Source organism: Delftia sp. K82 (assembly GCF_002193035.1).
In the GTDB taxonomy this organism is placed as follows: Bacteria; Pseudomonadota; Gammaproteobacteria; order Burkholderiales; family Burkholderiaceae_C; genus Comamonas; species Comamonas acidovorans.
Map to the genome: position 1 here is coordinate 28,064 of NZ_MYFL01000007.1, position 14,540 is coordinate 42,603.

11 protein-coding genes, 1 pseudogene and 1 other annotated feature are annotated in these 14,540 nt (G+C 54.9%); of the genes and pseudogenes, 8 read left to right on the forward strand and 4 right to left on the reverse strand.

Annotated features, from left to right (window positions below; translation table 11 throughout):
• Nucleotides 1-20: 20 nt before the first annotated feature.
• Nucleotides 21-1,349 carry a DUF927 domain-containing protein gene (locus tag KDK82_RS29220; protein WP_088167002.1) on the reverse strand — a complete coding sequence of 443 codons (1,329 nt, stop codon included), beginning with the start codon at nucleotides 1,347-1,349 and terminating at the stop codon, nucleotides 21-23.
• Nucleotides 1,350-1,402: 53 nt separating this feature from the next.
• On the opposite strand from KDK82_RS29220, the pseudogene KDK82_RS29225 reads away from it, so the two are divergent.
• Nucleotides 1,403-2,562, forward strand: a pseudogene (locus KDK82_RS29225) (IS3 family transposase); the annotation flags it as partial.
• Nucleotides 1,606-1,722: a sequence feature (AL1L pseudoknot), on the forward strand. It overlaps the preceding pseudogene by 117 nt.
• A gap of 183 nt (nucleotides 2,563-2,745) precedes the next feature.
• On the opposite strand, the gene KDK82_RS29230 reads toward KDK82_RS29225, so the two are convergent.
• Nucleotides 2,746-3,090: a DUF4148 domain-containing protein gene (locus KDK82_RS29230; protein WP_080747018.1), complete on the reverse strand. Its 345-nt coding sequence runs from the start codon at nucleotides 3,088-3,090 to the stop codon at nucleotides 2,746-2,748.
• 256 nt (nucleotides 3,091-3,346) lie between these two features.
• On the opposite strand from KDK82_RS29230, the gene KDK82_RS29235 reads away from it, so the two are divergent.
• Nucleotides 3,347-4,372: an IS481 family transposase gene (locus KDK82_RS29235; protein ID WP_088166938.1), complete on the forward strand. Its 1,026-nt coding sequence runs from the start codon at nucleotides 3,347-3,349 to the stop codon at nucleotides 4,370-4,372.
• 97 nt (nucleotides 4,373-4,469) lie between these two features.
• The gene (locus tag KDK82_RS29240; protein ID WP_034398819.1) at nucleotides 4,470-4,754 is read left to right on the forward strand and encodes a heavy-metal-associated domain-containing protein; all 285 of its coding nucleotides are present in this window, start codon (nucleotides 4,470-4,472) and stop codon (nucleotides 4,752-4,754) included.
• Between the two features lie 51 nt (nucleotides 4,755-4,805).
• Here the strand turns inward: KDK82_RS29240 and KDK82_RS29245 are convergent, their stop codons facing one another.
• Together KDK82_RS29245 and KDK82_RS29250 are read right to left on the reverse strand one after the other, a co-directional pair.
• Nucleotides 4,806-6,197: a heavy metal sensor histidine kinase gene (locus KDK82_RS29245; RefSeq protein WP_088166939.1), complete on the reverse strand. Its 1,392-nt coding sequence runs from the start codon at nucleotides 6,195-6,197 to the stop codon at nucleotides 4,806-4,808.
• Nucleotides 6,198-6,881, reverse strand: a complete 684-nt coding sequence (locus KDK82_RS29250) for a heavy metal response regulator transcription factor (protein ID WP_088166940.1) — start codon at nucleotides 6,879-6,881, stop codon at nucleotides 6,198-6,200.
• Between the two features lie 365 nt (nucleotides 6,882-7,246).
• Here KDK82_RS29250 and KDK82_RS29255 point away from each other — a divergent pair, with 365 nt between their 5' ends.
• The 5 genes from KDK82_RS29255 (at nucleotide 7,247) to KDK82_RS29275 (ending at nucleotide 14,360) form a co-directional block, all read left to right on the forward strand.
• Nucleotides 7,247-9,136, forward strand: a complete 1,890-nt coding sequence (locus KDK82_RS29255; protein ID WP_088166941.1) for a copper resistance system multicopper oxidase — start codon at nucleotides 7,247-7,249, stop codon at nucleotides 9,134-9,136.
• A gap of 25 nt (nucleotides 9,137-9,161) precedes the next feature.
• Entirely contained in the window at nucleotides 9,162-10,133 is a 972-nt protein-coding gene (locus KDK82_RS29260) for a copper resistance protein B (protein WP_179217995.1), read from the forward strand.
• Between the two features lie 107 nt (nucleotides 10,134-10,240).
• Nucleotides 10,241-10,627 (forward strand): copper homeostasis periplasmic binding protein CopC, encoded by a 387-nt coding sequence (gene copC / locus KDK82_RS29265; RefSeq protein WP_063664208.1) that lies wholly within the window; start codon nucleotides 10,241-10,243, stop codon nucleotides 10,625-10,627.
• Between the two features lie 4 nt (nucleotides 10,628-10,631).
• The gene (gene copD, locus KDK82_RS29270) at nucleotides 10,632-11,558 is read left to right on the forward strand and encodes a copper homeostasis membrane protein CopD (RefSeq protein ID WP_088166942.1); all 927 of its coding nucleotides are present in this window, start codon (nucleotides 10,632-10,634) and stop codon (nucleotides 11,556-11,558) included.
• Between the two features lie 351 nt (nucleotides 11,559-11,909).
• Entirely contained in the window at nucleotides 11,910-14,360 is a 2,451-nt protein-coding gene (locus KDK82_RS29275) for a heavy metal translocating P-type ATPase (protein WP_088166943.1), read from the forward strand.
• Nucleotides 14,361-14,540 lie beyond the last annotated feature (180 nt).

Genomic DNA, 14,540 nt, shown 5'->3' on the forward strand with positions numbered 1-14,540 from the left:
TACGTGAAATCGAGGCAGGGTCACCAAGCAGCCATGCCCTGCACCAGACGGGCCGTGACAGGGTTGTTGACAGGCAACCCTTCCAACAACTCCTCCTCAAACAGAGCAAGATTTTTGTCAAGCCCATTGCGGATATAGGATGCATTTTTAGCCACGCTATGCACCCATGTGTCCCAAACTGCACCATACACACGAGACGTAGCAAGCTTCATGTGCTCAGCGAACTGCTTGGCAGTCATGTTGTCAGGCAAAACATGGAAGGTGCCGTGTGGCGCCTGAATGTGTAGTTCAAGCAAACGTGCGGCAAGACCTTCGTTGACCTTGATCCCCCGCGCACCCGACGTCATTTCGGCCACTGTGCTTTCGTTGGCAGCCACCAGCGTGACTCGAATGGCACCCCGCTGAACGACCTTCTGCGCACCTGAACTAACTTTGCGATTTGCTCCGTTCTCAATGTCAAAAACCAGCTTGATCAAATCGAAAGGTGCATCGGCCTGTCGAAGTTCATCCATGAACGCAGGTGCGTCCGAATGTTCGCGTAACTTCAGTTCAATGCCTTTAGTGGTTCCCGCAAAGGTTTCAATATTCTTGCCAGAGTTGATAAGCGACTGCCCCACACGCAGCAGTGTTGTTTTGCCTTGGCTGCTGGGGCCGACAAACATGAGCACCAATTTCGGCAACGCGAATGCTTGGTTCAGTAAGGGAGTCAAGCCAGCCAGTACGGCAATCAGCATGTAGGGGTTACGAACAACGTACACCCCAACTTCTGACTTCCACTGTTCTACAGTTCCAGATGCAGGTGGATAAGTCGCAACGCCCAGCAAAATGCGCAGCGCGATGGGCGAAGGCTCATCACCAAACATATGGATCTTGTCGCGCCACACAAAAAACTCGATGACATGACCGTCATAGTCCACCCGATGGTAGCCATCATGCTCAGCGATGTAAGCAGGCTGATGGTATGGGGGCTGGCGGATCAGCGCTGCAAGCTCATTGGCTCCTTTTCGAGATTGGAAGGGAAACAAGTCTGAGTCGACAGCGAGCGCAGCCACCTCTTCCAAGTTTCCATTGCTCATCTTCTTCAGGTCAATTTGACTCAGCACTTTTTCACCGGCTTCATTCACTGACTCGACAGCAATGTGACCAGTTCGCTTACCGTGTGCATCGACAACACGAAAGACAGCTTTGATGGCCTTAGGCAAAGGGGAGAGAACATTTTCCTCGTCGAGGCCGGGTTGTTCTTTGGTTCGTTTATCCTTCTTTGGTGAAGAAGGAGTGTCCTGCTGTGGGCTTTGCGTTGTGGGATCGGTGTGCAGCGCGGGGCTGCCATGAGCCTTCTTGCGCTTCATGCTGCCCACTCAATTGTCAACCGATCGGAAATCAAGTCGCTATTGAACGAAGCTACCCTTCGCTGTGGGCCGCCATTGAATCAATAGCCCCCAAGATTGGTTGCGTAGCGCACACCCTTCACGAATGGGTCAAGAAGGCCGAGGTCGACAGCGGCCAGCGTGCCGGTACCACCACGTCAGAAGCCCAGCGCATCAAGGAGCTGGAACGTGAGGTCAAGGAGCTGCGCCGGGCCAACGACATCCTGAAGACGGCCAGCGCGTTTTTTGCGCAGGCGGAGCTCGACCGCCGATTGAAGTCTTGAAGAACTACATCGACCGCCACCGTGACGACTACGGGGTCGAGCCCATCTGCCGGGTGCTGCAGATGGCCCCGTCGTGTTACTGGCGCCACGCAGCCCGGCGGCGTAACCCGCAACTGCGCAGTCAACGCGCCCAGCGTGACGAGTGCTTGCAGGCCGACATCCAGCGCGTGTGGCATGCCAACTGGCAGGTCTACGGGGCCGATAAGGTCTGGCTGCAGATGAACCGCGAGGGCATCCCGGTGGCACGTTGTACTGTGGAGCGACTGATGCGTGCCATGGGCTTGCAAGGGGCTCGCCGTGGCAGGGCGGTACGTACCACCACGCCTGACACATCAGCGCCGTGCCCGCTGGACCACGTCAACCGGCACTTCAAGGCCAGCCGTCCCAACGAGCTGTGGGTATCGGACTTCACCTACGTCTCCACCTGGCAGGGCTGGCTGTACGTGGCCTTCGTGGTGGATGTGTACGCCCGGCGCATCGTGGGCTGGCGGGTCAGCCGCAGCATGCAAACGGACTTCGTGCTGGATGCGCTGGAGCAGGCGCTGTATGCCCGCCAGCCAGCAGCCCATGCCTTGACGCACCATTCCGACAGGGGCAGTCAATACGTCAGCATCCGCTACACCGAACGGTTGGACCAGGCGGGCATACAGCCCTCGGTGGGCAGCCGGGGTGACAGCTACGACAACGCGCTGGCCGAGACCATCAACGGTCTGTACAAGGCCGAGCTGATTCACCGCCGGGGCCCCTGGAAGACCAGGGAATCCGTGGAGCTGGCCACCTTGCAGTGGGTGCACTGGTTCAACCATGTCCGACTACTCACGCCGATTGGGGGCATCCCTCCGGCAGAAGCTGAGGCAAACTACTGGAGGCAACTAGCCGTCAGCGACACCTCGGCAGAGGTGTCAACTTAAACCAATCGGCCTCCTCAAAACCCGGTGCGATTCATATGGGCCGAAATTCTTCCGGGCAATTTGTAGTTTGCTCAAGCTGATGTTCTACATGCAGAGGCCTCTGTTGCTTGAGACCTCTGAGGTAGATCGGAACAAAGATGCAGGAAAGAGCTGCATCCACGATGCATGCGTCTTTGATGGAGATCAGCCTGCAAATGATTGGAGGCGAGCATCTCGCTCAGTTGGCGTTTCATTACGCATTTCGTTGATCACTTGCTCGCGGGTTTTGCTCGATCCAGCCTCGGGAGTTCCACGTGGGTAATTGCTTTCACCGTAAGAAAGGCGGCCCTGCTTCATTGCGGCTTCAGTCTCTGCCTTGACTTGAGCTCGGGTTTTCTGGCTTACAAAGTGCTCCGGATGCACGATCACTCCTTGTTCATTGTTGGCTGGATGCTCGTAGGCTGCAGAGGCCATTCCAGGGAGAGCCAGTGTGATAACAGCAGCAACGCTTGCGAGTACAGAGGAAATGGAGATGCGGTTTTGAGACATGGTTGGCTCCTAAGACAGTTGATGAACACATCTCCTGGACCTTGATCAAGGTGAGGAGAAGATGGGTTGATCTTAGGAGTCGGAGCCCAACAAAATCAGGACTGCCCGGTGACATTGTTGTCAGCTTTTTCGGGGCAGTTCTTATTTGTCGCATCCCGGACGATTGCATAGACTCTAAACGCTATCCACTCTTCATGGCCCGAGCCGTTCTAAAGGAGTTGATAGAGTCCTTGCAATCCACCCAGGGAGTGAAGCCATGTTGATAGCCCTGCACAAGAACGCCCGCACCACGCCCGCCGTGCGTGCCGAGATCGCAGCCAGCGATGAACCAGCCAGCATCCTGGCCCAGCGCTTTGGGATCACTGAGCAGACGGTCTACAAGTGGAAGAAGCGCGATGTCTTTGCAGACCGCTCGCACACGGCCCATCGCCTGCAGACGGTGCTCACGCCTGCGCAAGAGACCGTGGTGGTTCACTTGCGCCGTACCTTGCTGCTACCTTTGGATGACCTGCTGGCCGTGACACGGGAGTTCATCTGTCCCCATGTCTCGCGCTCCGGGCTGGACAGGTGCTTGCGCCGCCATGGAGCGGGCAACCTCAACGCCCTCAAGCCCCAGGAGCCTGCGGTAGCCCACAAGGCCTTCAAGAGCTACGAGCCAGGCTACGTGCACATGGACGTGAAGTACCTGCCCCAGATGCAGGATGAGAGCAGCCGGCGCTACCTATTCGTGGCCATCGACAGGGCCACGCGTTGGGTGTTTGTGCAGCTCAAGTCCAACAAGACCGCCGCCAGTGCACAGGCCTTCCTCAAGGCGTTGCACAAGGCCTGTCCGATCAGGATCAACAAGCTGTTGACCGACAACGGCAAAGAGTTCACGGACCGTCTGTTTGCCAGCAAGGAACGCGAACCCAGCGGCAACCATGAATTCGATCAACTGTGCCGGGAGTTGGGCATAGAGCACCGATTGACCAAGCCCAGGACGCCCAGAACCAACGGCATGGTGGAGCGGTTCAATGGACGCATTGCGGACGTTCTGAAGACCCACCGGTTCAACAGCCGCGAGGACATGGAGGAGACCTTGCTGCGCTATGTGGCCTTGTACAACCACCAGTTGCCGCAGTCAGCGCTCAAGAGCAGTACGCCGATGCAGGCCATGAAAGATTGGTACCAGACCCACCCGCACCTGTTTCACAAGCGACCATATGATCGTACGGGATGCGACACTTATTCAAATCTTCGCACCAATAAACCCGAAACGAAAAGTGAAGAACAACGTTGTTGACGCGCACTGCGTGCTCCAGTGCTTGTGCAGATAGATGCTTGACATTCACATCATGTGAAGGATGAGACTCTAGCCACAAGCTTTAAAGGAGTACGTAATGGCTATTTTTCGCATCAATGACATGAAATGTGGTGCCTGTGCCGCGCGGATTCAGCGCTCCATTTTGGCAATCGATGATGAAGCAAATATCGGAGTGCATGCGCGCGATAAAACGGTGCAAGTCTCCGGCGATCTGAGCGACACCGACTACATGTTGGCTATCCAGGCCGCTGGATACACTCCAGAATTATTGGCGTTAGCCGAAACCGAGCAGGCAAATGCTGAGGAGCCGCAGTCGAAATGTTGCGGCTCAACTTCAGCAAAGACCTCTTGCTGTGGATAGCGTCTTCCTTCGCTCAATAAAAACCGGTTTTCGATCTGCTTAGGAAGTCGGCTACGGCTTGGGGAATTTCAAGGTGAAGCGAGTTCGTCCATCAGCAGAAGTGGCCGCAATGGAGCCGCCATGGGCTTCAACAATCGCTCTGGTGATCGCCAGCCCCAATCCGCTACCGTCTGAGTCCGGATGTGCCCTGGAAGGGTCAGCTCGATAGAAGCGGTCAAATAACCTGGGCAGGACTTTGGGATCAATGTCCTGCCCTGTGTTTTCCACAGTGACAAGTGTCCAGGGCGCTGAAGTCCCAATGTCGATGGTGACCATGCCAGCCTGCGGCGTATAGCGCAAAGCATTAGATAGCAAATTACTCACAGCACGATGAAACATCAGCCGATCACCATCAACGAGTCCATCACCATTTAACCTCAAATGAATTTGCTTTTCTTCCGCTACAGCCTCATAGAACTCCAGCAATGCATACGCTTCTTGCTGTGCGGAGAACTGTTCCTTGCGCGGTAGGCTCACGCCCCGTTCGGTTTTGGCCAGGAACAACATGTCTGACACCATGCGTGCTAAGCGCTGAAACTCTTCGGCATTAGAGGCAAGAATGTCTCGGTATGTCGCGGCATCACGCTTGGATGCCAGCACTACCTGAGTCTGCGTCAACAGGTTGCTGATGGGCGTACGTAGTTCATGGGCCAAATCAGAAGCGAAATCTGTCAGTCGCTGAAAATCGTCCTGCAATCGATCCAGCATGCGATTGAGCTCATGCGCCAAATCGGCCATTTCTACAGGTACAGCCTCGACCGGCATGCGTTCACTCATCTTCTGTCCCGTCACAACAGCCGCACGTGATTTCATCTCTCGCAGCGGTGCTAGCCCTTGTCGCGCCGCGAGCCAAGACAGAAGTGAGCAAAGCAAAATTGCTGCGATCACATAAATAGCAAAGCTTGTGCGAATTCCGTTGAGGAATTGAATGTGATGCTTGGTGTCTGCTGCGATCACTACCTTTAATGGCGACGGTGCGTAGGCCGGGAGCGTCTCAAAGCTCAAGGTGTGGAATTCTGCATCTGCGTGCCGCCACACCTCAAACGATCCTTCCTTGTCGATAAAAGTCGAATTGCGATCAGGCACTGCAAAGCCAGATGCGGGCGATTGAAATACGGTTTCTCCTTGGGCATCCTTCACTTGGACCTGAAGATCCTCGTGATAGTTCAGTGCCTCATTTAAACGCCAACGAGCATCATCGACCGACTTGGTGTTCTGGAGAATCTTTTCGATCAAATGGCGCTTGTCCTGAAGCGTCATTCGGTCCAATTCCACGAAATGCTTTTCTGTAACGACGAGAAATAGACCGCCTAAACCAAGCACTACGGCTGTCGCAACAACCGTAAAAAAAAGGGCCAAACGACTCGTCAAAGAGAGCTTTCCCTTGCGAATGAGATGCTGCACCTACTCCTCCTCGGGGACTTCAAGCACATAGCCCATTCCCCGTACAGTCTGGATCAGTTTGATCGAATGGCCTTCGTCAATTTTGACTCGCAGACGGCGCATGGCCACCTCGATGACATTGGTGTCACTGTCGAAGTTCATGTCCCATACCTGCGATGCGATCAACGAACGTGGAAGCACTTCACCATGTCGACGCATCAGCAACTCCAAGAGTCCGAACTCTTTGGCCGTGAGGTCAACACGTTTGCCACTGCGAGATACGCGGCGACGCAGTAGGTCTAGCTCGAGATCTGCAACAGTCAGAGTAGTGCCTTCATTGGCCGGATGTCCGCGTCTAAGAATGATGCGAACTCTGGCAAGTAACTCTGCAAACGAAAACGGCTTCACCAGGTAATCATCTGCACCGAGCTCGAGCCCTTTGACGCGATCCTCGACATGGTCCCGTGCAGTAAGAAACAGGACCGGCATATGTAGTCCCCGATCACGCAGAGACTGGAGCACCTGCCAACCATTGAGGCCCGGCAGCATGACATCCAAGATCACCAGTGAGTATTCACCTTGCAGAGCCAGATGTAAGCCGTCTGAGCCATTTGGGACAAGGTCAGCAATGTATCCAGCCTCGGTTAGTCCTTGGCGCAGGTACTCACCTGTTTTAGGCTCATCCTCGACAATCAAAATCCTCATGTAATCGCTCCGCTGCAGTAGACGCTCGAGAGTGTGCCGAGTTTGACGCCCTCTGACATGAAGATAAGAAAAATGTAATGTTCTTGAAATCCTGGCGATAGAAAGGCTCAACACTGCCTCGTTGTTCCTTCCTGGGCAGTCATCAAGCGTGGCGACCAGAGTGAACCTTCTAGCTGCAACGAAGGCATTTCTGGATAGGAGCCGCCCATCGCACCGAACATGACGTGAGCATTACATGAATGTAATGAATGAGTCACCCCACAGAAATTCAGCAGGCCCTAGCATATTAAACATATCGAGCGCTTGTTGTTTCAGCCAGCGTCGCCGAAAACGAATTTCTTAACAGCTCTGGAGGATTTCACCCTATGCCGCGTCGTTCGCCATTTCTTGTTACTCCCTCACAAGGGTTCTCTCGTCGGCGTTTTGTTCAGGGGCTAGCCGCAGGTGGCGTTCTAGCAGGACTGTCGACACAGTCGCTCATGGCCTTCGCCCAACAAGGCGCTACGGTGCGTGGCGCTGCGCCAGTACTGCGTGGCAATGAGTTCGATTTGGTGATCGCCGAGTCCCCGGTGAACTTCACCGGGAAGCCAGGTATGGCGACCACCATCAATGGTTCTCTTCCTGGGCCTACCCTGCGCTGGCGTGAGGGAGAAACTGTGACCATTCGCGTCACGAACAAGCTACGGGAGGCAACTTCTATCCACTGGCACGGCATTATCTTGCCCTATCAGATGGACGGGGTCCCTGGCATTAGCTTTGCTGGCATCCCTCCAGGAGAGACGTTCACTTACCGTTTCAAGGTCCAGCAAAGCGGTTCCTACTGGTATCACTCACATTCAGGCATGCAGGAACTCACCGGCATGTATGGATCGATCATCATCGATCCCGCAGGACCTGAGACTATCCGTTCAGATCGTGACCATGTCGTGCTCTTCTCCGATTGGACTGACGAAGACCCCATGCGCGTTTTCGCAAAGCTCAAGGTTCAGGGCGACTACTACAACTACAACCAACCCACGGTCTTTGATTTCTTCCGTGATGCATCGCGTGATGGCGTGTCAGCGGCATTAGACAAGCGCAAGATGTGGAACGAGATGCGCATGAATCCAACGGATTTAGCCGACCTCTCTTCTGCGACTCTGACCTACCTCGCAAATGGCGTCACACCTGCCGGCAATTGGACAGCTCTTTTCCGTCCGGGCGAGCGTGTCCGACTGCGCATGGTCAACGGGGCGGGCAATACCTTCTATGACGTACGTATTCCGGGTCTGAAGCTCACTGTCGTGCATGTTGACGGCGTCGACGTAGAGCCTGTGACTGTCGATGAATTCCGATTCGGCCCTGGCGAAACAATAGACGTGATTGTCGAGCCACGTGATGACGCCTATACGATCTTTGCTCAGTCGATGGACCGAACAGGCTACGCACGCGCTACGTTAGCAGTGCGCGAAGGACTGCAAGCTCCAGTCCCCGCACTCGATCCCGTCGAATGGCTGGGTATGAGCGACATGATGGGCGCCATGAGCCATGGCACTTCCGGAGCCGACATGGACATGACCGGCATGTCTGGGATGTCTGGGATGTCTGGGATGACGGGCATGGCCGGGATGGCTGGTATGTCGGGGGCAATGGCCGGCATGGATCATGGTGCGATGGGCGGCATGAATCACGGTGGTATGGCAATGGACCATAGTCAGCATGCCATGTCTGCTGGGGGCTTGGCAGTGCCCAGCACCACAGCACGCCATGCTCGCACTGAATATGGCGCGAGAACAGATATGCGAGTCGATATGGCCCGCACCAATCTCGACGATCCCGGTATCGGTCTGCGCAATAACGGCAGACGCGTGCTGACCTTGGCCGATCTACATACACCTTCAGGTCCGATGGACTCGCGCGGTCCTGGACGAGAGGTGGAGTTGCACCTGACGGGCAATATGGAGCGTTATTCCTGGTCTCTTGATGGATTGGAGTTCGGGCAATCAACGCCTGTTCACTTCCGTCACGGCGAGCGTTTGCGGGTCATCCTACACAACGACACCATGATGACTCACCCTATGCACTTGCATGGGATGTGGAGTGAACTGGAGAGCCCTGATGGTCGATTCCTCGCCCGTCGACACACCTTGCCAGTACAGCCTGCGCAACGCATCAGCTTCTTGGTGACGGCAGATGCTCTGGGGCGCTGGGCATGGCATTGCCACCTGATGTTCCACATGGATGCAGGCATGTTCCGCGAAGTCGTAGTGTCTTGAACAAACCTCACAAGGAAGATCAAAAATGTCCAAAGCACTCCCTATTCGTGCATTGTCCACTGCGCTCCTCGCTCTGGTGAGTATTGCGGCCCAGGCGCAAAGCGACCATTCATCGCATGGCCAAGCGGATATGCAAATGGAAGCACCGGCAAGCCCTGCCACAACTGCAGCTGATCCACATGCAGGTCATGGTGCTATGACTGGCAGCGCTGCAAGCGGCCCTGCGATGGATCACGGCAGCATGCAGATGCAAGGGGGATCCGCACCTCCAGATGCTCGCGACCCGCATGGGTATTCCAATGGGCTGACCTTGGGATCGGGCGATTACGCGGTGCCTGGCGTCCCGCGCTTGATGCTTGCGGACGAGCATACCTTTGCCTCGCTGCGTGGTGAGACCCTGGAACGCCGTTTTTCACGCAGAGGTGATGATTCAACGGCCTATGACTTGCAAGCATGGTATGGGACCTCATACAACAAAGCTGTCTTGAAGGCAGAAGGTGACGTCGCCAAAGGAAAGCTCGAAGAGTCTCGCACCGAACTGCTATGGAGCCGTGCTGCCACAACCTATTGGGATACACAGCTTGGTCTGCGCTTAGACAACGGCGTGGGACCTAGCCGTCAATGGCTGGCATTTGGTGTACAGGGCCTAGCCCCTTACTGGTTCGAGCTGGAGGCTACAGCCTATGTTGGCAGTGGCGGCAGAACTGCGCTTCGCCTAAATGCAAGCTACGAACTATTGCTGACTCAGCGCCTGATCCTTGAGCCTAGGGCTGAAATGCAGTTTTACGGCAAGGATGATCCAGAGCGCCATATCGGCAAGGGCCTAGCCGAAGCATCTGCTGGCCTGCGACTGCGCTACGAGTTCAGCCGTCAGTTCGCTCCATATATCGGAGTGGAACGTGCGGGAAGTTTCGGGCGTACCGCAGATCTCGTTCGCGCAGAAGGTGGCCGTGCTCGGCAAACACGTTGGGTGGCCGGTGTCCGTTTCTGGTTCTAGCCTGACCAATGTCTCTTCCTAGTTGGCACGTCCTTGGGGGTGCCAACTCCTCCGACCTAGATTCGACATCCCTTTCAAACCACCATCACACTTAAATAGGAGTCCTCATGCACCGCTCAAACCTGGTCGCAAAATTCCTCGCGCCAATCACCGCAACAATGTTCGCTTCCGCAGCATTTGCACATCCTTCGTTAGTTTCCTCCTCTCCCGCGGATAAGTCGCAGGTCGCGGCACCTGCCACGATTGAGTTGAAGTTCTCTGAGACGCTGGTTCCTCAGTTCTCGGCAGCGAACTTGATCATGACGGGGATGCCCGGAATGCCGAATCACGGCGCAATGAAGGTCAGCGCAAGCGTCTCTGGCGCTAGCGATGGCAAAACCATGGTCATTACTCCCGCTCAGACGCTTCAACCCGGTGCCTATCGCGTGGATTGGCGTGCAGTGTCGTCAGACACACACCCTATCAATGGCAACGTCACATTCCAGGTGAAGTAAGCAAATGGCCGAGGATTGGTTCACCATCGTATTGCGCCTTGCGCTTTATCTGGACATGGCAGCGGCCTTTGGCGTCGCCATTTTTGGCGTTTATGCCCTTGGCCGTGACGAGCGATCCTTGGCAATTGCGCGCAGCTATCGAATATGTGTCGGTGCATTTGCCGCATTCGGAATTGGGCTGTCCGTGGTCAGCATGACAGTCCTTGCCAAGGCGATGTCTGGTGCGCAAACATATGCCGAGTTATCAACACATGTTTTCGAGATGCTCATCACCGGCACCCACATGGGCCTTGCTTGGTGCATTCGTATTCTTGCGTTGGTGCTTTGCATCTTGATCGCACTGGTGAACTTCAATCCAACGTTGCGCTTTGTTGCCATGTCCGTATCTAGCGGTGTGGCACTGGCGACCCTGGCTTGGACTGGTCATGGTGCGATGGACGATGGAATGCGTGGATACGTCCACCTTGCTTCAGATATCTTCCATCTCTGGGCAGCAGGTGCATGGGTCGGCGCGTTACTTGCTTTTTTGATCTTAGCAACAAGTAGGGCAAATGCGACACAGGACACTGTCGCCATATTGAGCCGAACATCAAACGGCTTCGCCCACATCGGAACTCTTATCGTTTTCGTTCTTGCGGCCAGTGGTGTAGTCAACTATGTATTGATCGCAGGGCCTTCGCTTGATCCGCTTGTTTCGACACTCTATGGTCAGTTGCTGCTAGGCAAGCTAGTGCTGGTTCTCGGAATGCTTGCTTTGGCAGCTGCAAATCGGTTCCGGCTTAGTCCAAGTCTGGAGGCATCATTGGGCTCAGGGAATCGCGCGCAAGCAGTCGCTAAGCTACGCCAGAGCCTGTTCATGGAGACAACACTTGCAGTTCTGGTTTTGGCGAGTGTGGCTTGGCTAGGGATTCTTTCCCCAAAAGGAATTTGATCCTCCGAGATCAACCACCGACAGCAGAAGCGGAGCTGCTCTAAGCAGACGTAGACACTGATAGGAAGGGTAAAACGCTTCCGTCGATTCATGCTTGGATGGCGTCCGCGTCATGTAGTCAGACAAAGGCCATCTCAACAAAGAACTATTTCTTAAATTGAGATGGCCACAAGCAGCGAACTCTGATTGCGCTATCTCAGAATAGGTGGATAGAGTTGTTTTTCGAGCAGATTCTGGCTTGACATTCACATGGTGTAAGGGCCAAGAATCGATCCAACATCGTGAAGGGCCATCGGCATGCATCATCATCAGCATCGATCTTCTTCAGAGTCAGTTGAGTTGGAAAACACCATGACTGAGGCTGAGCCTTTGAAGGATCCTGTTTGCGGCATGACTGTCTCTCTACAGTCGCCTCATCAGATAGTTCACGAGGGACGGACCTATCGCTTCTGTAGTGCCGATTGCCAGCAAAAATTTGCTCATGCCCCTGCGCAATTCATATCGAGTAGCGGGCAGGCGGATCACGCAGTAGAGGGCTCAGTCTATGTATGCCCAATGCATCCTGAAGTCCATCAAGATCATCCGGGGCGTTGTCCTAAATGCCAAATGCATTTAGTGCCTGAGGCCCAGTTGCTCAGCTCGCACGAACATGCTCATGTGGCTGCAAGTCATTCAGATCAGAAATCGTTTGATGACTCGGGCGTGGTTCCCGCCGGAACGATCTATACCTGCCCGATGCATCCGGAGGTCCGGCAAGATCATCCCGGAAACTGCCCTAAATGCGGAATGACTCTGGAGCCACTGATCCCGGTTGGAGAAGAGGACAACAGCGAGTTGCAAGACTTTCAACGGCGATTCTGGTGGACGCTACCACTCACCCTGATTGTTACCACTCTGGCCATGTTCGGACACAAGTTCGGCTGGTTCACTATGCAGACCCAAACATGGGTCGAGTTGACTCTTTCCCTGCCCGTGGTGCTATGGACGGGCTGGCCCTTTTTTGTTCGAGGCTGGCAGTCAATCATCCACCGCAGTCCGAACATGTGGACGTTGATCAGCTTGGGATCGGGAGCCGCCTTTGTCTACAGCCTCGTAGCGACGCTGGCACCTGGTGTGTTTCCCGACTCGTTCGTATCCATGGGCCGTGTAGCTGTTTATTTCGAGGCAGCGGTGGTCATCATTTCTTTGACCATGTTGGGGCAGATCATTGAGCTGAAGGCTCGCTCTCAGACCTCGGCCGCTATCAAATCATTGCTTAGCCTAGCTCCTAAGACGGCAAGGCGTATCAATGCAGATGGCAGTGAGGAAGATGTTCCCCTCAGCCACGTGCATGTCGGAGACCTGCTGCGCGTACGTCCAGGCGAGAAAGTACCCGTGGATGGCATTGTCACGGAAGGTCAAAGCGCCGTTGATGAATCGATGCTCACGGGCGAGCCAATACCTGTGACAAAGCGCGTTGACGACAAACTGATCGGCGCCACACTCAATACGAGTGGAGCTCTGGTCATGAGGTCAGAAAAGGTGGGCACTGCCACCATGCTCTCCCAGATAGTTCAGATGGTTGCATCGGCCCAACGGTCTAAGGCACCGATGCAGCGAATGGCCGACGTAGTGGCTGGAAAGTTCGTTCTGGTTGTCGTGCTAGTTGCTGTAGTGACCTTCTTCGTCTGGGGAATTTTTGGCCCAGAGCCCAGTTGGGTGTTTGGGTTGATCAATGCCGTCGCGGTACTCATCATCGCCTGCCCATGTGCGCTAGGTTTGGCCACACCCATGTCAGTAATGGTGGCCACAGGGCGCGCTGCAGAGCAAGGCGTTTTGTTCCGTGACGCGGGCGCCATCGAAAAAATGCGTGAAGTGGATACGCTCATCGTAGATAAAACGGGCACCCTTACAGAAGGTCGGCCTGCGTTCGATAAAGCGATTCCTGCTCCAGATTTCACCGCTGACGAAGTTTTGAGGCTTGCCGCTAGCTTGGATCAGGGTAGCGAGCATCCGCTTGCGGATGCCATCGTCCGAGCTGCACGTGAACAAGGCTTGCAGCTCGCTAAACCTGTGGACTTCGATTCCGCCAGCGGTATTGGTGTACGTGGAACCGTTGAGGGGCGGCGCTTGGCATTAGGCAACACCACATTGATGGCTCAAGAAGGCGTATCTGTATCTTCCTTGCAAGCGGACGGAGAACGCCTGCGAGGAGAGGGTGCAAGCATCATGCATTTAGCGGCTGATGGGAAGTTCGCGGGCATTCTGGCGGTAACAGACCCTATCAAAGCTAGCACTCTGGATGCCATCCAAACGCTTCATGCAAGCGGCTTGCGAATTGTCATGGCAACCGGAGATGGTCTGACCACAGCCAAGGCTGTTGGTGCCAAGCTTGGAATTGATGAAGTCCATGGCGAAGTCAAGCCCGCCGACAAGCTAGCTCTCGTGGAGCGATTGCAAAGTGAAGGCCATGTGGTTGCCATGGCTGGTGACGGGATCAACGATGCGCCGGCCTTGGCAAAAGCTGATGTAGGTGTAGCCATGGGAACAGGGACCGACGTAGCAATGAACAGCGGTCAGATCACGCTGGTCAAGGGTGATTTGCGTGGCATTGCCCAGTCTCGTGAAATCTCAACTGACACAGTGCGCAACATGCGTCAGAACTTGCTGTTTGCCTTTATATACAACGGAATTGGTGTGCCGATTGCTGCGGGAGTTCTCTATCCCTTCACGGGATGGCTGTTGTCGCCAATGATTGCAGCGTTAGCAATGAGCTTAAGTTCGGCATCTGTGATCTTCAACGCTCTACGCTTGAGGAGGTAACGTTGCAATCGGCAAAGAACGGCGACTGGGCTGCTGCCGGTTTCAAAGACACCTTGTTAAGGTGTCTTTGAAACCGGAGGTGGTTTATGGGGACGAGACGGCAGTTCAGCCGGGAATTCAAGGTTGAAGCGGTCAAGCTGGTTGACCGAGCGAGGTGACCCTGCCTCGTTTCCACGTACA